Genomic DNA, 20612 nt, shown 5'->3' with positions numbered 1-20612 from the left:
TAAGGCTTGCCCTAAGCACCGATCTCCCTTAATTGACCCTCCCATGGCGGAAAGAAAAACATACGACGCGCTGGCGCTCTTGTCCGGCGGCCTGGACTCCATCCTGGCCATGCGCACGGTTATGGACCAGGGATTGAAGGTCCTGGGGCTGCATTTTGTCACGCCCTTTTTCGGCAAGGAGCCGGAATTCGACAGGTGGCGGGAACTCTACGGCGTCGAGGTCACGGCCGTGGACATCCGGCAGAAGTACGTGGACATGCTGCTCGACCCGTCCCAGGGGTACGGCAAGTGGCTCAACCCGTGCATCGACTGCAAGATCACCATGCTCTCCCATGCCGTGGGCCTTCTGCCCGAATACGGCGCGAAATTTCTCATCTCCGGCGAGGTGGTGGGCCAGCGGCCCATGAGCCAGCGCGAGGACACCCTCAACCTGATCACCAAGCGGGCCGTGGTGCGCGATCTGCTGCTCCGGCCCCTGTGCGCCAAGCTCCAGCCGGTCACGCCCATGGAGGAATCCGGGCTGGTGGACCGCGACAGGCTGCACGACTGGTCCGGGCGCGGTCGAAAGCCCCAGATGGCCCTGGCCGAGCACTACGGGTTCACCGAGGTGCCCACCCCGGCGGGCGGCTGCTGCCTGACCGAGGCCCAGGGCGCGGCCCGGTTCGTCAAGCTGCTCACCCATCGGCCCGTGCCGACGCCAAACGATTTCTCCCTGGCCCGTTCGGGCCGCCAGCTGTGGGCCGGGGCCCACTGGCTGACCTTTGGCCGGACCGCTGCGGACAACGACCGGATCGCGGCCTGCGCGGAACCCGGCGACTACGTGCTCAAGCTGGTCGATTTTCCCGGTCCCCTGGCCGTTGCCCGTCCGGTGGACGGCGACTGGTCCCCCGAGGCCGTCATGGACGCCGCCGGTTTGATCGCTTCCTATTCGGGCAAGGCGCGCAAGCACTTCGAGTCGACGGGCGTCACGGTCAAGGTCGCCGTGCGCAGGGGCGACGCCGTGGAGACCGTGGAGGTCGTCCCGTCCCGCGACACCGCGCTTCCCTGGGCCGAACCGAAACCGGCCATCGTATCCGAGTGGAAGAAGGCGCGCGCCGCCGCCGACGCCTAGGTTGTGCCCGCCCTGCCCTTGACGTAAGGAGTACCCATGTTTCTTGATATCCTGATTTTTTGCGCGTCCGCCCTGCTGCTCTGGTTCGGGGCCAACTGGATCGTGACCTCGGCGGCGCTCATCGCCCGGAAATTCAACGTGTCCGAGCTGGTCATCGGCCTGACCATCGTGGCCCTGGGCACCTCGGCTCCCGAGTTCCTGGTCACGGTGGACGCCGCGCTCCGGGGGCATAACGACATCTCCCTGTCCAACGTGGTCGGGTCCAACATATTCAATCTCGGCTTCATCCTCGGGCTCATGGCCCTGATCAAGCCGCTTGTCTCCAACCGGACCATCGTCTACCGCGACGGGCTGCTCCTGTTCCTGACCACGGCGGGCATCCTGGCCGTGTCCTTCACCGGCGAACTGGGCCGGGTGTTCGGCGGCTGCCTCCTGGTGCTGCTCACAGGCTACCTGGTCTACCTCGGCGTCAAGCGCGAGAACGTGGGCGACGGCGAACTGGAGGAGATCGGGGACAGGGTCGCGTCCTGGATGGACGGTGCGCTGCTCGTGGGCGGGTTCGCGGCCATTACCGCAGGCGGGCACCTAATGGTCACGGCCGCCACGTCCATCGCCTCGACCCTCGGCGTGTCCTCCTGGGTCATCGGCGTGACCATCGTGGCTGCGGGCACCTCCCTGCCCGAACTGGTCACCTGCCTGGCCGCGTCCATCAAGGGCAAGAACGAGATGCTTCTCGGCAATCTCATCGGTTCGGACTTCTTCAACTTCGCGGGCGTGCTCGGCCTGACCTGCCTGCTCAAGCCGCTGCCCGTGTCCGAGGCCGCCTCTTCGGGTCTGATCGCGCTGGTCGGGATGGTCTTTCTCGTCCTCATCTTCCTGCGCACGGGCTGGAAGGTCAGCCGCTGGGAAGGCGCCCTGCTCATCGGGATCAATCTGGTCCGCTGGGCGAACGACTTCATGGGATAGACCCTCTTTTGCAAGCCTCACGGCGTTGTAGAGGGGGGGCATCCTGCGTCCATGTCTTGGTCAAAGAATTTGGCCCCTGTGGCCGGGGTTCCGGGAAAAGTATAAAAAGTTGAACCGTCCGGGCTCTATGGGCATACGGGCGCAGGGTGGAAATTGCTATTCCAACGATTTGAAATAGCAGTATAAAATAATTAAATGCAAATCGTCCGATCGGTTGGCACGGAAGGTGCTCTATAGAAAGCATCTTCCTTTTATTTGCACCGAGAAAATCCAGGCCTCCGCAAGGAGGCCTTTCTCGTTTTTGAGGCTGCGGCTTTCGACCGCTCAAGCATCGGCCCGGTTCTCCCAGATCAGCAGGTCTATCTTGTAATCCGTGTGTTCGACGTACACGCCGGGTTCCTCCTCGAATCGCGCCATGTACCGTTCGAGGTGGTCCTGGTCGGCGGTGACGCCGTATTGGGAAAGGAAGGTCGCGGCACCGTCCATCCGCATCTCCAGGTTCTTGGGGGTCACCCAGGTGCCCTCGATGGGGTAGCGGGTGTAGGGGATGGCGTGGCTGTCCAGCCAGTGGCGCATCTCGGTGCCGTTGACGAATTTCCTGGGGGTGACCCCGTAGTGGGCGTACAGGCCGGTCATGATGTCGGAGTTCATGACGCCGTCGAACCCCATGAACACGGTCCAGCGGCCCGCGTGGCTCAGGAGCTTGAACCGGGACTCGTCGTCCTGGATGGCCGGAGTCATGGAGCAGAACACGATGTCAAAGGTGGCGTCGGAGTCGAAATCCATCCACTCGGAGCGTACGTAGTCGATGTTGCCAAGCCCCTGTTCCTCGGCGTCCTGCCTGAGGATGTCGAGCATGGTGTCCGAGATGTCCACGGCCGTGACCTGTTTCGCCTCGCGGGCCAGGCGGATGGTGTACATGCCGCTGCCGCAACCCACGTCCAGCACGGTGGCGTCGCGAAAGTCCACCCCGTGCTCCCGTATCCTGTTCAGCATGCCCGCCTCGTAGGTGTCTTCCCCCTCTTCGAAGCGGGGGAAGGTCCGGGCCTTTCTGTCCCAGAAGTCCTTTTTCTTCGATCCCTGTGAAGTTTCCGTTTCCATTGCTGTCAGCTCCCGACTGTTTGCGGAGTATTGTACCGATGCATAAAAATACTAAAATAGTAACACGAAATATGGGGCTATGTAGAATCATCGGAAATGAAAAACAAGGGGTATTCACCAAAAAACCGGGCGGCGACGGTCCGGGGCGACGGCATCCGCCCCCGGCCGGGCATGGCGGCCCCGGCAATATGTGACCCATTCGTCATATGTGGGACACGCGGCTTTCACGTTCCACCGCCTGTTCGTAACCTTCCGGGGGTAGCTATGATTTCATCGAATAATCATGCGACCTGAGGAGGCCGAATAATGTTGAGGATTGAGAAAGCTTTCGTGAAATGTGCGCTTGTGCTGTTCCTTGCCGTGGCGTTCATGGCAACCGGGCAGGTTCAGCGCGCCGAGGCCAAAACCGCCAAGTACGTGTTCCTGTTCATCGGCGACGGCATGGGGCTGCCCCAGCGTGCCGCCACCAGCGCCTACACGGGCAAGGAGCTGGCCATCGACTCCATGCCCGCCCAGGGCATCACCACTACCTTTGCCAACGACCGGTTCATCACCGGCTCCGCAGCCTCGGCCACGGCCCTGGCGTCCGGCATCAAGACCAACATCAACTACATCGGCGTGGACCCCGACTTCAAGCCGGTCAAGACCGTGGCCGAGATGGCCAGGGAGCAGGGCAAAAAGGTCGGCATCGTCTCGTCCGTGTCCATCGACCACGCCACCCCGGCGGCCTTTTACGCCCACGTCAAGACCCGCAAGATGTACCACGAGATCGCGCACGCCCTGGCCGAGTCCGGGTTCGATTTCTTTGCCGGCGGCGGCCTGGTGGACCCGCTGGGCAAGAAGTCCGATGCGCCCAGGGGCGACGCCGTGGAAAAGGCCAGGGCCAACGGCTACAAGGTGGTCGCCGACAGGAAGGCCTTCATGGCCCTGAAGCCCGGTGACGGCAAGGTCCTGGCATGGAATAAGTGGCTTCAGGACGGCCAGGCCCTGCCCTATGCCATGGACATGACCGGCGACGACATCACCCTGCCCGAGTTCACGCAAAAGGCCATCGAGATGCTCGACAACGACAAGGGCTTCTTTCTCATGGTCGAGGGCGGCAAGATCGACTGGGCCTGCCACGCCAACGACGCGGCCGCGTCCATCCTGAACACCATCGCCTTTGACGACGCCGTGAAAAAGGCCATCGACTTCTACAAGAAGCACCCCGACGACACCGCCATCGTGGTCACCGGCGACCACGAGTGCGGCGGCCTGACCCTAGGCTTCGCGGGCACCAAATACGGCTCCCACTACGACATCCTGTCCCACCAGAAGGTCTCCTTCCAGAAGTTCACCGACGAAATCATGGCGGGCTTCAGGAAGAAGGGCGGTGATTTCTCGGCCATGAAGCCGATCATCACCAAAAACTTTGGCCTCAAGTTCGCAGGCGACGCCAAGAAGGACGCCCTGGTCCTGGCCGACTTCGAGCAGAAGGACCTGGAAGAAGCCTTTGCCCGGTCCATGGCCGGCGAGAAGGTCAACAGCGCCGAGTACCTGCTCTACGGCGAGTACGACCCGTTGTCCGTGACCATCACCCACCTGCTCAACGGCAAGGCGGGCCTGGGCTGGACCTCCTACAAGCACACCGGCGTGCCGGTCTCCACCTCGGCCATGGGCGTGCGCGCGGAGCTGTTCAACGGCAGCTACGACAACAAGGACATCGCCACCAAGATCATGTCCATCATGGGCATCGCTCCCAAGCCCCAGCACCTGGCCTCCAACTAACCGAGGATACCCGATATCCACGGGCGGGCCGGTATCGCCGGTCCGCCCGCATCTCTTTCAAGGATACCATGCCTTCATCCCGCAAGAACTACCGCGACTGGCTGCTCATCGTCGTCTTCACCTGCCTGGCGACGGGCCTCTACTTCGTGCCCACGGGGTTCGAGAAGGACTCCGGCGAGGACGCTGTCCGCTGCACCGCCGAGGTGACGGCCGTTGACGACGACCGGATCCGCCACCTCGGCCTGGTCCTGACCGGCGAGCAGTCCGTGACCCTGAGAATCCTGGACGGCCCGTTCGAGGGACGGAAATTCGACGCCCACAACCAGCTCCTGGGCCAAATGGATCGCGACAAGCGGTTCAAGCCGGGGGACGTGGCCTACGTGGTCATCACCGTGGGCGCGGACGGCGAAGTGCTTTTCGTCAATCCCCAGGCCCATTACCGGCTGGGGCTCGAGCTGCTCCTGCTCGGGCTGTTCGCCGGGCTGCTGCTCCTGTTCGGCGGCCTGACGGGGTTCAAGGCGCTGCTCTCCTTCGCCTTCACCGGCATGGTCCTGTGGAAGGTGCTGGTGCCGCTTTTGCTCAAGGGGGTGGACCCGGTCTGGCTGGCGCTCGGCGTGGTGGCCCTGCTGTCGGCGGCGATCATCTTCCTGGTGGCCGGGATCAACCGCACCGGCATGACCGCCTTCCTCGGCGCGTTCCTGGGCGTGGTGTCGAGCTGCGCGCTGGCCGCCTATTTCACGGGCGAGTTCCACGTGCACGGCGCGGTCATGCCCTTTGCCGAGACATTGCTCTACGCCGGGTACGGGCACCTCAACCTGACCCGCATCTACATGGCCGGGGTTTTCCTGGCGTCGTCCGGCGCGGTCATGGACCTGGCCATGGACGTGGCCGCGAGCATGGGCGAGGTGGTGGCCAAGAATCCGGGCATATCGAGGACCGAGGCGGTCTGGTCCGGCATCCGCGTGGGCCGGGCCGTGGTCGGGACCATGACCACCACGCTGCTGCTGGCCTATTCCGGCGGGTACGTGACCCTGCTCATGGCCTTCATGGCCCAGGGCATCCCGCTGACGTCCACCTTCAATTTCATCTACGTGGCCGCCGAGGTCCTCAAGACGCTGGTGGGCAGCTTCGGGCTGGTCGCGGTGGCCCCGTTCACGGCCGTGGTGGGCGGTGTTTTCCTGGTCGGCCGGAAGGTGCGCCCGGACGCGCTTCACCATTGACGAAAAGGCCCGGATGGGCGAACACATGGCAGGTCGTTCAATCACAAGGAGCCCTCCATGCTGTCACTGATAGGAAATCTGATCTGGTGGATCATCGGCGGCCTGCTCATGGCCTTCGGCTGGTTCTTGTCGGGCTGCCTGCTGCTCATTTCCATCATCGGGATCCCCTGGGCGCGCAGCGCCTTCGTCATCGCCGGGTTCGCCCTTATGCCCTTCGGGCGCACCCTGGTCCGCCGCGACGTGGTCACCGGCCAGAAGGACGCAGGCACCTCGGACTGGGGCATCATCGGCAACATCCTCTGGTTCGTGTTCGCGGGCTGGTGGCTCTGCCTGGGCCACATCATGGCTGCGCTCGGCTGCTTCATCACCATCATCGGCATCCCGTGGGGGTGGCAGCACCTCAAGCTGGCGGCCATCACGCTTGCGCCCATCGGCCTGACCGTGGTCAGCGTGGAAGAGGCCGAGCGGCTGCACGGGGTCAGGAGCTAGCCCCCGGCCCGTGTCCATCGGCGGGATGTGCAAACTCGTGCACCCCCTTGCCAGCTTGCGGAAGACTGATTATCTAGACGTTGACGCCGGTAAGGACCGGCTTTTATCGGACAACCAATCGGAGGAATAAATATGTCTCAGTATCCCAGCATGCCTCAGGCCAAAGCGGCCAAAGCGGAACTCGTCAACGCCTTCATGCGCGGCGTGTACGGCTGGATGAGTGCAGGCCTCGGCCTGACCGCCCTGGTGGCGTATGCAACCCTGTACGTCCCGGCCCTGTCCCGGCTGGCCTTCGCCTACAATGCGGAAACCGGCCTGCTGCAGCCCACCATGCTGCCCATGATCGCGCTCTTCGCCAGCTTCGGCATGGTCTTTTTCCTGAGCTTCAAAATTTCCACCATGAATCCGTCCACGGCCACGACCCTGTTCATGGTCTTCAGCGGGCTGACCGGCTTTTCCCTGGCCCCGATCCTCATGGTCTACACCGAGTCCTCGGTGTTCGCCACGTTCCTGACCACGGCAGGCATGTTCGGCACCATGTCCATTTACGGCATGATTACCAAGAAGGACCTGACAGGCTGGGGCAGTCTGTTGTTCATGGGACTCATCGGCATCATCATCGCCATGATCGTGAACTTCTTCCTGCAAAGCTCGGCCATGTCGTTCGCTATTTCGGTCATCGGCGTGATCATCTTCCTGGGCCTGACCGCCTACGATACCCAGAAGCTCAAGACCATGGGCGAAAACGTCCCCATGAACGACGCGGCGGCCATCCGGCGCGGCACCATCCTGGGCGCGTTGACCCTGTACCTCGACTTCTACAACCTCTTCCTGATGCTGCTCAGGCTCATGGGCGACCGCAGGTAGCTTTGGATTTACCGACAAGCAAAAGGCCGCATCCGATAACCGGATGCGGCCTTTTTACTGGTCGGGTCATTCGACGAATTCCAGGACCTCGCCGGGTTGCGTCAGGGAGGGCGGCAGGTCGATATGCCACCGCTCGAGCCCGGATCGGCTGAAGAGGAACCGGCCGTGTTCGGCGGTCACGGGCTGGATTTGCTTGGGGTCCTCCCCGTCCAGGATGCGCCGGGCCAGCCCGGCTGCCTCCTCGCCCTGCGGCCGACCGGCCAGGACGAGGCCTCCCACGGCCTTGTCCCTGCCCACGGCGAAGTCCCAGAAGGCGAAAACGGGCACAGGCGAGTTGGCCCCGGTCCACCGGGCCACGACGTCGTCCGGCACATGCTTGCCCTCGTTGTCCGTCAGGGTCTGGTACAGGCCGAGGATGATGGCCCCGTAGCCGAGTTCCCCGGCGGTCAGGACGTGCTGCTTCCATTGTTCCATGGTGGTCGCCAGGACGATGTCCGTCTGAACCGTTCCCACCATGATGCGGTTGTTTCCCTTGAAGATGGTGTCCATGGTGACCCTGGCCGTGGTCCCGTTGTCGAACAGGACCATGCACTTGTTCATGGACGGGCCGAGAATGTCGTGGATGAAGATGATGGAGCGTTTGAGCAGCGGGCGTTCCAGCACCCCGGTGAGCAGGTCGTTTTCGCAGGCGTAGATGCGGGGGTTGGCGTTGATGCCGAGGTAGACCACGGGCGTGCCCGCGCGGGTGATGTCGGGGCCCAGGAAGGCCAGGGCGTTGTCATCGGCCAGGATGACCAGGTCGGGCTGCACCTCCCGGTATTTGTCCAGGGCCAGGGCCGCCCGGTCCAGGTGGTGGGCCGGGTTCAGGCGCTTGGTGTCCATGTCATGGAAGACCAGGTCCGCGATATCCGACAGGTTCCGCCGCAACGCCTCGTTGTGGGACATGACCCACGGGTAGCCCGCGTGGTAGCTGTTGACGACCAGCACCACGGGCCGGTCAGCGGCGGCGGAAGAGGGGATTGCCCACAACGTGACCAGGAGCAGGGCGGTCGTGAGTATGGTCGTCGTGCGCATGGAACGGTACCTCCGTCGTCCCGTCTGGTTATCGGTATGGGAGGGACCATACAGTTTTTTCAGCAATGGAGACAGTATAATCTTGTTGCGGGCCACTTCCCCTTGCCTCGGCAGTCCGTGCCGGGTATGATTTTCAGATGGAGCATACCCTGGAGTACCATGTCTGATACCGTGACCACAGTGCAGCGCTCGCTCTCTGCCGTGCTCAAGCCCTGCGGCTGGCTTTACGGGCGGATCATGCGCGTGCGCGAGAAGCTTTATCGGGCCGGAGTCATGCGCAGCTGGACCCCCTCCGTGCCCACGGTCTCCGTGGGCAACATTGGCTGGGGCGGCACGGGCAAGACCCCGGTGGCCGACTGGCTTCTCGGCTGGGCCGGAAAGAAGGGGCTCAAGCCGGTTCTGCTCTCCCGCGGGTATCGCGCCAAACCCAAGACGCTTCCCTACGTGGTCCAGCCCGGAGCCATGGCCGAAGAGGCCGGTGACGAGCCGTTGATGCTCGCCCGCAACCACGAGAACGCCCGTATCGTCGTCGATCCCGACCGGGGCCGCGCGGGCCGCATGGCCGAGGAGGCGTTCAAGCCGGGCTTGTTCATACTGGACGACGGATTCCAGCACATGGCGGTCAGGCGGCACGTGAACCTCGCCCTGCTCCGGCCCGAGGACCTGGGGGAGGAGTGGGACCGGGTTATTCCGGCCGGGTCGTGGCGGGAGCCGAGCAGCGCCCTCCACAGGGCCGACGCGTTCATGATCAAGATTTCCCCCAAGCGGTTCAAGGAACTCAGGCCGGTCCTGGACAAGCGGCTCGGCCTGCTGTTCAAGCCGGTGTTTTCCTTTTCCATCGCGCCCACGGGCCTGAGGCAGGTGGTGGGCGAGGGCGCGGCCATCGATTTCGGCGGGGCTCCCTACCTGCTGGTCTCGGGGGTCGGTCAACCGGCCCAGGTGGCGGCCACGGCCACGGCCTATTTCGGCTATCCGCCCGCCCAGCACAAGGTCTTCAAGGACCACCACGGGTACACCAAGAAAGACGTGCTGACGATCACCCGGGCCGCCGACATGGCGGGCTGCGGGGCGATCCTGTGCACGCCCAAGGACGCGGTAAAGCTGGGGCCGCTCTGTACCGAGGCATTTTGGCAATTCGACTTGCGGGTGGTGTTCGGCCCTTCCACCCTGGGCAAGCATGTGACCTTCGAATCGTGGTGGGAAACCCGGTTTGACGCAATCCGGGGCCGGACGGCGGGGCATGGCGGAAATGGCTAAGAAGAAAAACAAACAGCCGAGGCCGAGCACGCCTCCCTTGTCCAAGGCGACATTGCTGAAACTGTTTCGGGAGGTGAAGCGGCCCCTGTCCAGGGCCGAGGTCATCCGCCAGCTCAAGCTCAAGAAGCGGGACAAGCACGTCGTCAAGGACCTGCTCAGGGAGTTGGTCCGCGACGGCAAGCTGATTCGCATCCGTCGGGCCTACGGCCTGGCCGAGGCCATGCACTGCGTCACCGGGCGGCTGGAAATCCAGCGCCAGGGATTCGGCTTCGTGGTGCCCGAGGACGGCAGGCGCAACGACATCTTCGTCAACCAGCGCGACCTGAACGAGGCGTGGCACGGCGACAAGGTGGTCGTGTCCGTGCTCGGCGAAGCACGGCAGGGCCGCAACGCCGAGGGACGCGTGGTCCGCATCCTGGAGCGGGGCCGTCAGATCCTGCCGGTCAAGGTCTTCAAGAAGATGACCGGAGGCGACTGGCTGTGCCGTCCGTCCGATCCGCGCCTGGCATTCGGGATCATCTGTTCCCTGAAGGACGAATCCGTGAAGCTCGAGCCGGGCGACATCGCCCTGTGCGAGCCGGGCGACAAGATCGACCACACCATGTGGGAAGGCGTGATCACCGCGCGCCTCGGGCCCGAGGGGGACGTGTCCGTGCAGGAGGAGCTGGTCAAATCCAACCACAACATCCGTACCCGGTTCCCGTCCGGCTCCATGAACCAGGCCGAGAGTCTGCCGCGCGAGCCGGTCGAGTCCGATTTCAAGGGACGCCGCGACCTGACCGACCTGGCCTTCGTGACCATCGACGGGGCCACGGCCCGCGATTTCGACGACGCCATCCTGGTGGAGCGCAGACCCAAGGGCTACCGCCTCTGGGTGGCCATCGCCGACGTGGCCCACTACGTGCCCGAGGGGTCGCCGCTTGACAAGGAGGCCCTGGAGCGCGGCAATTCCTATTATTTCCCCCGGTCCGTGGAACCCATGTTCCCCGAGCGGCTGTCCAACGGGCTGTGCTCTCTCAATCCCGACGTGAAGCGGCTGACCATGGTGGTGCGCATGGATACGGACCAGTCCGGGCTGACGCGCGCCACCGAGATTTATCCGGCGGTCATCCGCAGCCACGCCCGCCTGACCTACACCCAGGTCAAGGAGGCGGTGCTGGACCGCGACGAGGCCGCCCGCAAGCGGGTCGGGCCGGTGCTGCCCATGCTGGAGCTGGCCGAGGAACTGGCCCGGAAGATCAACAAGATCCGCTCCCGGCGCGGGTCCCTGGACTTCGACCTGCCCGAGCCGGAGATATTCTTCGACGCAAGCGGCGAGACCACGGACATCAGGCCCAAGATACGCTCCTTTTCCAACCAGATCATCGAGGAGTTCATGATCGCGGCCAACGAGGCCGTGGCCCACTTCCTGGTGGAGCGCGGCCTGCCGTGCATGTTCCGCATCCACCCCCAGGCCGACGAGGAGCGGCTCAGGAACCTGTTCCAGCTGCTTTCGCGCACGGACAAGTCCATTGTCATGCCCAAGGAGATGACGCCCAAGAAGCTCCAGATGCTGGTGGCCTCCATGCGCGGCACGGACAAGGCGTACATCGTCAACCGCATGCTCCTGCGGTCCATGAAGCAGGCCAAGTATTCCCCGGACAACGAGGGCCACTTCGGCCTGGCGTCCGAGGAGTACGCCCACTTCACCTCACCCATCAGGCGGTATGCCGACCTGGTCCTGCACCGGCTGGTCAAGGTCGCCCTGGCCATGGACGGCGACGGCGCGCCCCCGCCCATCCCCGGCAAGAAGAAGCTCTACAACGTGGCCGGTCATCTCTCGGGACGCGAGCGCGTGGCCATGGACGCGGAGCGGGAAATCCTCAAGCGCGTCACGGTCCTGTTCATGCGCGACCGCGTGGGCGAGACGTTCAACGGCGTCATCTCGCACATCACGGACTACGGCTTCTTCGTGGAGCTGAAGGACGTCATGGCCGAGGGCATGGTCAGGCTCTCGTCCATGGACGACGACTATTACACCTATTGGCCCAAGCGCGAGATGCTGGTGGGCGAACGCACGGGCCAGGCCTTCGCCCTGGGGCAGTCCGTGGAAGTGGTCCTGGACGAGGTCAGCCTGGAGAGGCTGGAACTGAACTTCAGCCTCAAGTCCGTTGTCGCCGCGTCGAGGAATTACAAGGACCTGATCGAATAGCGGCACCCGTCGGTGGCCTTGCGCACGATCGGCTCTTCCGACAGCCGGAAGGGGAGCAGTTGATAAAAAAGCAAATTGTGGTTGACGTGAAAGTCAATTGTTGCTAAACATTTTGACCATAGAGCAACACATCTATTAACCAAGGCGCAACAATGAGTAACGGATTTGAACCCTTTTTCAGGAGGCTGTGTTCGGAGACGGACATAAAGAATCAGTCCCAGCTCGCGCGAGAGCTGGACGTGGGCAGGGCGGCGGTGTCGCTTGCCAAGCGCAAGGACGCCGTGCCCGCCCGCTGGATTCTGGACCTGTCGGCCCGGTTCGGATTGAATCCGCTCTGGCTGGAGCAGGGCAAGGGGCTGCCGAGGCCCGAGGCGGCGGTGGCCGTCGAGGACGAGGGGCCCTATTACGAGCAGGTGCCCAAGGTGCGCGCCCGCCTCTGTGCGGGCGGCGGCTCGTTCGAGACGGAGGGCCAGGTGGAAGGGTACTACTCCTTCCGCTCGGAATGGCTGCACAGCCGGGGCAATCCGGCCAACATGGTGCTCATGGAGGTCATCGGCAATTCCATGGAGCCGGAGATCAAGGAGGGGGACATGGTGCTCATCGATCAGTCCCGGTCCGACGTGCTCTCCGGCGGCATCTATGCGGTTGGCGTGGAGGACACGGTCATGGTCAAGCGCGTGGAGCGGCTGCCCGGCACCCTGGTCCTGCGCAGCGACAACATGGACTATTCGCCCATCCACCTGTCGGGTGACGAACTGGACAACGTCCGGGTCATCGGCCAGGTCCTGTGGGCTTCCCGCGAATATCGGTAGCATTTTTCCCGTAAGGAATCGGAAAGCCCCCTGGCAACGGTGTGTTGCGAGGGGGCTTTCTGTTCGGGATAATTGGCACTTTTTTGGTCGTGGGAAATTGTAGAAAAAAACACAACAAAATGTAAAAAATTAATTGACAAAACGAAGAGAGGTTGTTTATTAAAAAATCACGTTGACTCATAAAGAACAACAGCGCTTCGGCGTTGAGGAAAGGAGAGCGTCATGCAGGAACGGTTTTGCAAGTGTGGTCACAGGCTGATGGTCCAGTACACTCTGGATGGCTTTCTTCCCTGGGAAGCGGTCATCGTCGATGAGGCCGAGATCGTGTCCCCGGTCAAGGTCTGCCCCTGCTGCGGGGCCTACCTCTCCATCCATTTCCTGAGATAATTTTCCATTGTTCAAGTCGGGGGTCCCATCCTTGCGGACCCCTGCTTGCCCATCCCTGTTTGATGAGGGCCGTGCGCAACTCCCCGGAGCGCGCGGCCCTCGCCCTGTCCTTGCGGGGGGTCGTGATCCTGGTTTGTGCCGATTCGGGGGGCGGGACGGCTACTGCCGGAGTTCGTCGGGGCCGGACAGGGAGACGCCTTCGGTCCGGTTCCGTCCGGACTGCTTGGCCTGGTAGAGGGCGCGGTCGGCGGCGTGGACCAGGTGTTCCGGGGTGGTGCCGCAGGTGGGGACGCCGGAGGCGACGCCGATGGATACGGTCACGCAGCCACCCACGGTGGAGTCCGGGTGGCGGATGTTCTGGGAGGCCAGGTTGTCGTGGATGTTGTCGGCCACTGACTGGGCTCCCTCGAAGTCGGTGTTGGGCAGGATGATGGCGAATTCCTCGCCGCCGTATCGGGCCACCAGGTCGGCGGGGCGGCGAGTGGCCTGGGTGAGGGCGTCGGCGACCTTGCGCAGGCAGGTGTCGCCGTCCACGTGGCCGAGGGCGTCGTTGTAGAGCTTGAAGTGATCTATGTCGATCATGAGCAGCCCGAGCGGATGATCCTCGCGGCCGTTGCGGACCCATTCCCGGACCAGTGTGTCGTCGAAGCATCGGCGATTGGCCAATCCGGTCAGGCCGTCCAGGTTGGACATCCGTTCAAGTTTCCTGGCCAGCCGTTCCAGCTCCCGTTCGCGGAGCATTCTCTTGATCATTTCCCGGCGCAGCTGGAGCGCGGAGCGGACCCTGGCCCGCAATTCTGTCTTGCCCACGGGCTGGACCAGATAGTCCGAGGCCCCGGCGGCAAAGGCGCGGTCGAGAACCTTGGCGGAATCGTCCGCAGTGATGGAAATGATGGGCACGTCCTCGAACTCGCGGTGGGACTTGATGGTCAGGGTGGCAACGAGGCCGTCGGCGGCGGCGTTGTCGAGATCGATGAGCACCAGGTCGACCGGTGTGTCGGCCAGCGCCGCACGCTTCATGGCGATCATGGCTTCGTCGAGGGTAATGACCGCTCTGACGTCCATGTAGTTGGCACCATTGAGGATCACCGTCAATTGGGCGACCGTTGATGCGGAGTCGGTGACGATCAGAATCTTCATGACAGGTTGTTCCTATCAGGAAAGAGATATTTTGGCGAGTGGGTAATTGCCCGCCGGGCAGGCTCTTCCGCCCTCCGGTCGGGGACTGCCGCGCTTTGGGAAGGCGTTGGGGCGGGAGGCCTTTGCCCGTGAACCCGGGGGCGGTCTTCTGGACAGAATCTTTGTTATTTTTTTGCAAAAACGATCATGGCCGTGTATCTTGTTGAACAATATCCGGTAAGGATATCCAGTCCAATCGTCACCCATTGAACGGAGGCCCGATGACCCGCCCCATGCTTTTCCCCGCACTTGTTCTTGCTTCCCTCCTCCTGCTCGCTCCCGCTGTTTCATCCGCCGGGGCGACCGGCGCCTTCGTGGCCGTGTACAATTCCGGACGTGCACAGGTCCGTGAAACCCGCGCCGTCACCCTGCCCGCAGGGCCCGCCGTGGTGGTGTTCACCGATGTCCCGGCCACCCTGGACGCCACGTCCATCCGGGCGGTGGCCCCCGGCATGGGGGTCGAGGGCATCGAATACAGCTACCGTCCCATCACGCCCCGGAACCTGCTCGACCTCTACGTGGGCAAGGAGTTGAGCGTCATCCTGCCCGACCCGGCGGACGCCAACGCGCGCATCCTGCGCAAGGCCAGGCTTTTGTCCAACGCCGAGGGGCCGGTCTTTTCCATGGGCAAGGAAGTCTATGTGGGCGGGTACGAGGCCGTTCTCCTCCCGGAAATGCCCAAGGGCTTCAACGAGAAACCCACGCTGACCCTGACCACCGACAATGAGTCCGAGGGCCGCAAGAGCGTGGCCCTGCACTACCTCATGGGCGGCCTCAATTGGCAGGCCGACTATACCATGGCCGTGAGCGCCGACGGCGCCACCGCCGACCTGGAGGCCTGGGCCACGGTGACCAACGCCTCGGATTACGCCTTCAAGGGGGCGGACGTCCGTCTGGTGGCGGGCGACGTGCAGCGCGCTCCGGCCTCCTACAAGATGGCCCGGCGCGGCGAGCCCGTGCTGGCCATGGAGGCGGCCATGCCCGACAATGCTGCGGGAGCTTCCGAGGAGTCATTTTCCGAATACCACGTCTACACCCTGCCCACGGCCGTCACCCTGCCGCCCCAGGGCGCCCGCCAGGCCAGCCTGTTCTCGGCCGCCGGGGTTCCTGTGCGGCAGGAGTTGGTCAGCCGCTACCATGCTGGCACCGGCCAACGCGCCGGGAAGATCGACCAGTCCGTGGAATCCGCGCTGACCTTCGACAACCTCGCGGTCAACAAGCTCGGCCGTCCGCTGCCCGCCGGGACCGTCCGGGTATACATGCCCACCACTGACGGCCATCACCTCCTGGCAGGCGAGACGCGGCTGGGCCATGTGGCCGAGGGGGATGCGGTGCGCCTGGTCCTGGGCCGCTCCTTTGACGTGAGCGTGGAACGCAGGCAGACCTCCTTCGAGAAGGTGGGCAAGAGCGCCTACGAGATCGGCTGGGCCGTCACCGTGAAAAACGGCAAGAAGGTGCCCGCCGACCTCAAGCTCGCGGACTCCTTCCCCGGGCAGTGGAAAGTGCTTTCCTCCGACGCCAGTTACGCCGTGGCGGACGCCGCCACCATTGAATTCGATCTCAAGGGGTTGCCGCCGTCGGCTGGAACGGACGGTTTGGTCATCAACTACACGGTGCGGATAGAATACTGAGGAGGGGAACCATGCCGGCAATCGAACGCAGGGAACTGAAGACGCTCAAGGACTTCTACACGCTCATGGGCGAGACCCGGCAGGTGCGCTTCGCTTCGGTGGCCGACATCCTTGCCGGAGGCGACGGGGCCGGGGCAGCGGATTCCCTGGCAAACGCCCTGGCCGACCTTGAGGCCGTACCCGAGGCGGACGGGCGCAAGGCGCTCATCCTGTCCGGAGACAGGACCATCGGCCTGGACATGGACTACGAGATCAACGAGCTGCGCAAGGACCTGCTGTTCATACGGCGGGGCGAGGCGGCCTTCCTGGAATTCCTGTCCGACCTTCATCCCGGTTTTACCGAGCGGGTGGCGGCCGGGCGGGACCTGTTGGCCGGGCTGGACATCAACGCCTTCATCACCGACCGGGACGGGACCATCAACAACTACTGCGCCCGCTACCTGACCTCCATCCAGTCCATTTACAATGCCGTGTTCTTCTCGCGGTTCGCCCTGAACAAGGCGACCACTCCGGTCATCCTGACTTCGGCCCCGCTGGAGGGGCTCATCGAGATCAGCGTGAACCCGGAGGGGAAGATCTACTACGCCGCGTCCAAGGGACGGGAGTGCCTGGACCTGGAAGGCCGCGTCAGGCGGCTGGCGATCTCCCCGGAGAAGCAGGTGGCCATCGACACCCTCAACGTCCGGCTGTCGGAGCTGACCTCGCGGCCCGAATTTGAAAAGTTCACCCTCATCGGGTCCGGCCTGCAGTTCAAGTTCGGCCAGACCACCGTGGCCCGGCAGGATATCGGCCGGTCCGTTGACGAGGCGGAGTCGGGCCGGTTCATGACCGTGCTGCGGGAACTGGTGGCGGAAATCGACCCCGAGGCCATGAACTTCCGCATCGAGGACACCGGCCTGGACGTGGAGATCATTCTCACGGTGGAGACCTCGAACGACGGGCTCAAGGACTTCGACAAGGGGGACGGCGTGAAATTCCTCAACGCGGAACTGGATATCCAGATGTTCCGCGGGCCGCACCTGATATGCGGCGACACCGGGTCGGACGTGCCCATGCTCGAGGCCGCCCTGGAGCTGGCCCCGGACACGCGGGCCATATACGTCACGCAAAACGAGGACCTGGCCAAACGGGTCAGGGGGCTTTCGGCCAACGTGGAAATTGTCCCGGAACCCGACATGCTGGTGGCCATACTGGGCACGATGCAGTCCTGCCCATAGTTTTCAGGCAACAAGGAGCGATCTGTGACGAACATCACTCTCAAAGGCGTCATTTTCGACCTGGATGGTGTCATCACCCGGACAGCCCGCGTGCACGCGCAGGCCTGGGAGACCTCTTTCAACGAGTTCCTCAAGCACCACGCGGAGACGACGGGCACCCAGTTCGAGCCCTTTGACCCACGGGCGGATTACCAGCAGTACGTCGACGGCAAGCCCCGATTCGAAGGCGTGCTGAGTTTTCTCAAGTCACGGAACATCCGCCTGGACCCGGGAACCCCGGAAGACGCGCCCGGCTTCGAGACCATCTGCGCCGTGGGCAACCGGAAAAACGAGCTGTTCCGGGAGGTCCTCGAGCAGGAAGGGCCGGAGGTCTTCCAGACGTCCGTGGACCTGATCAGGGAGCTCAGGGACCAGGGCGTCCGCATCGGCCTGGCGACTTCCAGCCGCAACTGCTCCATGGTGGTCGAACTGGGCGGGCTGCAGGAGTACTTCGACACCCAGGTGGACGGCCTGGTGTCCGCCGAACTGGACCTCAAGGGCAAGCCCGAGCCCGACATCTTCATCACTGCCGCCGAGCGGCTCGGCCTCAAGCCGGGCGAGTGCGTGGTGGTCGAGGACGCCATCTCCGGCGTCCAGGCCGGTTGCGCGGGCAACTTCGGCATGACGCTGGGCGTGGCCCGCAACGTGCCCGGCGAGCTGCTCATGCGTTTCGGCGCGGACCGGGTGGTCTCCGACCTCGGCGAGATCACCGTGGACGAGATCAACGAGTGGTTCGAGTCCGGCATGGCCACGGACGAATGGTCACTCTCCTACCACGGCTTCGAGCCTGGCGACGAGAAGCTGCGCGAGACCATGACCACCGTGGGCAACGGCTATCTCGGCACGCGGGGAGCCTACGAGTGTGAATGCTCCTCCTATTATTTCTATCCCGGCACCTACATCTCCGGCGTGTTCAACAAGACTCCCAGCATGGTGCAGGGCCGCGAAATCTGGAACAACGATTTCGTCAACTGCCCCAACTGGCTGCCCGTGGAATACAAGATCGGGGCCGGCGACTACACCAGCCCGCTGTCCATGGAAGTCCTGAGCTACTGCCACAGCCTGAACATGCGCGAGGGAGTCATGGAGCGGCACATGGTGGTCAAGGACAAGGTGGGACGCATCACCAGGGTCTCCTCCTGCCGCCTGGCTTCCATGTCCGACCCCCATCTCCTTGCGCTCAAGTTCGACTTCACGCCGCTCAACTACACGGCCAAGCTGACCATACGCTCCTCGCTGGACGGGAACGTCAAGAACGACGGGGTGGCCCGGTATTCGAGCCTCAACACCCAGCACCTGAACCGCGTCTCCAGCGGCAAGGCCGGTGACGGCGTGTACCTGCACGTGGAGACCTCCCATTCCCGCTACCAGATTCTCATGGCGTCCAAGTCCAGGGTCATGGAGGACGGCAAGGAGGTCGTCACCCGCAAGGAAGTGGTCCGCGACAAGGCCAAGGTCTCCGAGGTCATGCAGGTCAATGCCCGGGAGAACCACAGCTATTCCATCGAGAAGTTCGTCTACGTGCGGACCTCGCTCGATCGGCGGCCCGGCAATCTTCAGGACCTTTGCCTGGACGGCCTCAAGGGGGTCAAGACGTTCAAGGGCGTGTACGGCCCGCACGCCAAGAGCTGGAAGGGACTGTGGCAGAAGGCGGACATCCGCGTCACCGGAGACCGGTTCGTCCAGCGCGTGCTCCGGCTGCACATCTACCATCTGCTGGTCACGGCCAGCCCGCACAACTCCAACCGGGACGCCGGCATGCCTGCGCGCGGCCTGTCGGGCGAGGCCTATCGCGGCCATATTTTCTGGGACGAGGTCTATATCCAGCCGTTCTTCGACTCCAACTTCCCGGAGATATCCAAGGCGCTGCTCATGTACCGCTACAACCGGCTCGACGCGGCCCGCGAGTACGCCCGTGAGAACGGGTACACCGGGGCCATGTTCCCCTGGCAGACTGCGGACGACGGCAGCGAGGAGACCCAGGAGGTGCATTACAACCCCGAGGCCGACAACTGGGGGCCGGACCTGTCCCGCCGCCAGAGGCATGTCTCCATCGCCGTGTTCGTCAACGCCTGGAGATACGTGTCCTGGACCGAGGACAAGACGTTCCTGCGCGATCACGGCGCGGAAATGATGCTGGACATCGCCCGGTTCTGGGGCGGCATCGCCACCTTCGACGAGACGTCGGGCAAGTACCACATCGAAGGCGTCATGGGCCCGGACGAGTTCCACGAGGCCCTGCCCGGGTCGGACGAACCGGGCATCCGCGACAACGCCTACACCAACATCATGGTCGTCTGGCTGCTGGAAAGATCCCTGGAAATCCTGGAACAGCTGCCGCCCAAGTCGCGGGAGCAGGTGGTCGAAAAGATCGGACTCACCAGCGAGGAGATCGCAAAGTGGCAGGATATGACCACCAAGCTCAACGTGATCATGACCGAGGACGGCATCATCAGTCAGTTCGACGGGTACATGGACCTGGACGAGCTGGATTGGGAAGGCTACCGCAAGCGGTTCTACTCCATCCACCGCATGGACCGCATCCTCAAGGCCGAGGGCGACAGCCCGGACCACTACAAGGTGGCCAAGCAGGCCGACACGCTCATGACCTGGTACATCCTCGAACCCGAAGAGGTGGTCCGCATCCTGACCCAGCTCGGCCACAAGGTGGCTGATCCCATCAAGCTGCTCAAGGCCAACTACGACTTCTACGAGCAGCGTACCAGCCATGGCTCCACGCTCTCCAAGGTCGTGCACGCGGTCATTTCCAAGTATATCTACCCCAGCGACGTCTCCTGGGACTGGTTCATGGAGGCCATGGCCTCGGATATCCGGGACACCCAGGGCGGCACCACCATCGAGGGCATCCACACCGGCGTCATGGCCGGAACGCTCGAAGTGGTCAAGCAGGACTTTGCCGGGCTGAACCTGTCCTCGGAACCCATGAAGGTCGAACCCGACCTCCCGGCCCACTGGGGCGAGATGCACCTGTCCTTCATCCGCTCGTCCATCTGGTACGACCTGCGCATCGAATCCGACCGCGTCTACATGACCGCCTACCACAAGGGCGACAAGGTCGTGCCCGTGGAAATATTCGGCAAGCAGTACGATCTCAAGCCCGGCATGACGGTTGAAGCCCGCCGCTAGGCGGGCCTGCCTCCGGCGGCCGGGGGAAGGGGAGGAAAAACCCTTTGAAAAGGGTTCTTTCCTCCCCTTCCCCCGGACCCCCACCCCCTCCTTTCCCTAAACTTTTTGTATCGCCTTCGGCGAGGTCTGTCCTTTCAGGCGCTCTTCCCTCGTAACA

The 20612-nt window shown here is 63.5% G+C and carries 16 protein-coding genes; 13 read left to right on the top strand and 3 right to left on the bottom strand.

Annotation, left to right across the window (positions count from 1 at the left end):
* Positions 1–43: 43 nt before the first annotated feature.
* Positions 44–1111, top strand: coding sequence for a tRNA(5-methylaminomethyl-2-thiouridylate) methyltransferase (locus OO730_RS06190; protein ID WP_264983719.1), 1068 nt, complete (start codon positions 44–46; stop codon positions 1109–1111).
* A 36-nt stretch (positions 1112–1147) separates the two neighbouring features.
* Entirely contained in the window at positions 1148–2077 is a 930-nt protein-coding gene (locus OO730_RS06185; protein ID WP_264983718.1) for a calcium/sodium antiporter, read from the top strand.
* A 324-nt stretch (positions 2078–2401) separates the two neighbouring features.
* On the opposite strand, the gene OO730_RS06180 is transcribed toward OO730_RS06185, so the two are convergent.
* Complete coding sequence (locus tag OO730_RS06180; RefSeq protein WP_264983717.1) at positions 2402–3178, bottom strand: class I SAM-dependent methyltransferase; 777 nt, start codon at positions 3176–3178, stop codon at positions 2402–2404.
* A gap of 306 nt (positions 3179–3484) precedes the next feature.
* Here OO730_RS06180 and OO730_RS06175 point away from each other — a divergent pair, with 306 nt between their 5' ends.
* The 4 genes from OO730_RS06175 (at position 3485) to OO730_RS06160 (ending at position 7521) form a co-directional block, all read left to right on the top strand.
* Entirely contained in the window at positions 3485–4945 is a 1461-nt protein-coding gene (locus tag OO730_RS06175; protein WP_264983716.1) for an alkaline phosphatase, read from the top strand.
* Positions 4946–5013: 68 nt separating this feature from the next.
* Complete coding sequence (locus OO730_RS06170; RefSeq protein ID WP_264983715.1) at positions 5014–6165, top strand: YibE/F family protein; 1152 nt, start codon at positions 5014–5016, stop codon at positions 6163–6165.
* A 57-nt stretch (positions 6166–6222) separates the two neighbouring features.
* Positions 6223–6654, top strand: coding sequence for a YccF domain-containing protein (locus OO730_RS06165; RefSeq protein ID WP_264983714.1), 432 nt, complete (start codon positions 6223–6225; stop codon positions 6652–6654).
* 132 nt (positions 6655–6786) lie between these two features.
* Positions 6787–7521, top strand: a complete 735-nt coding sequence (locus OO730_RS06160; RefSeq protein WP_264983713.1) for a Bax inhibitor-1/YccA family protein — start codon at positions 6787–6789, stop codon at positions 7519–7521.
* 66 nt (positions 7522–7587) lie between these two features.
* Here OO730_RS06160 and OO730_RS06155 read toward each other — a convergent pair whose 3' ends face one another.
* Complete coding sequence (locus OO730_RS06155) at positions 7588–8595, bottom strand: ABC transporter substrate-binding protein (RefSeq protein WP_264983712.1); 1008 nt, start codon at positions 8593–8595, stop codon at positions 7588–7590.
* 159 nt (positions 8596–8754) lie between these two features.
* Here OO730_RS06155 and lpxK point away from each other — a divergent pair, with 159 nt between their 5' ends.
* From lpxK to OO730_RS06135, 4 genes are all read left to right on the top strand, one after another.
* Positions 8755–9852, top strand: coding sequence for a tetraacyldisaccharide 4'-kinase (gene lpxK, locus OO730_RS06150; RefSeq protein ID WP_264983711.1), 1098 nt, complete (start codon positions 8755–8757; stop codon positions 9850–9852).
* Entirely contained in the window at positions 9845–12043 is a 2199-nt protein-coding gene (gene rnr / locus OO730_RS06145; RefSeq protein ID WP_264983710.1) for a ribonuclease R, read from the top strand. The genes lpxK and rnr overlap by 8 nt, the downstream gene beginning before the upstream one ends.
* Before the next feature lie 152 nt (positions 12044–12195).
* Positions 12196–12855 (top strand): LexA family transcriptional regulator, encoded by a 660-nt coding sequence (locus OO730_RS06140; protein ID WP_264983709.1) that lies wholly within the window; start codon positions 12196–12198, stop codon positions 12853–12855.
* Positions 12856–13077: 222 nt separating this feature from the next.
* Positions 13078–13242 carry a hypothetical protein gene (locus OO730_RS06135; protein ID WP_264983708.1) on the top strand — a complete coding sequence of 55 codons (165 nt, stop codon included), beginning with the start codon at positions 13078–13080 and terminating at the stop codon, positions 13240–13242.
* 159 nt (positions 13243–13401) lie between these two features.
* Here OO730_RS06135 and OO730_RS06130 read toward each other — a convergent pair whose 3' ends face one another.
* Positions 13402–14382, bottom strand: coding sequence for a diguanylate cyclase (locus OO730_RS06130; RefSeq protein ID WP_264983707.1), 981 nt, complete (start codon positions 14380–14382; stop codon positions 13402–13404).
* A gap of 260 nt (positions 14383–14642) precedes the next feature.
* Here OO730_RS06130 and OO730_RS06125 point away from each other — a divergent pair, with 260 nt between their 5' ends.
* From OO730_RS06125 to OO730_RS06115, 3 genes are read left to right on the top strand one after another with little or no spacing between them, the layout of a single operon-like run.
* Entirely contained in the window at positions 14643–16052 is a 1410-nt protein-coding gene (locus tag OO730_RS06125) for a DUF4139 domain-containing protein (RefSeq protein WP_264983706.1), read from the top strand.
* Positions 16053–16063: 11 nt separating this feature from the next.
* A complete protein-coding gene (locus tag OO730_RS06120; RefSeq protein ID WP_264983705.1) occupies positions 16064–17269 on the top strand; it encodes a trehalose 6-phosphate synthase in 1206 nt (401 codons plus the stop codon).
* Positions 17270–17293: 24 nt separating this feature from the next.
* On the top strand, positions 17294–20455 hold the full coding sequence (locus OO730_RS06115) for a beta-phosphoglucomutase family hydrolase (protein WP_264983704.1): 3162 nt from the start codon (positions 17294–17296) through the stop codon (positions 20453–20455).
* Positions 20456–20612 lie beyond the last annotated feature (157 nt).

The sequence above is a fragment of the Pseudodesulfovibrio portus genome, from assembly GCF_026000375.1.
GTDB classification, from domain to species: domain Bacteria; phylum Desulfobacterota; class Desulfovibrionia; order Desulfovibrionales; family Desulfovibrionaceae; genus Pseudodesulfovibrio; species Pseudodesulfovibrio portus.
The sequence above is the reverse complement of the archived record's forward strand: the minus strand, read 5'-3'. Positions and strand labels throughout refer to the sequence as shown.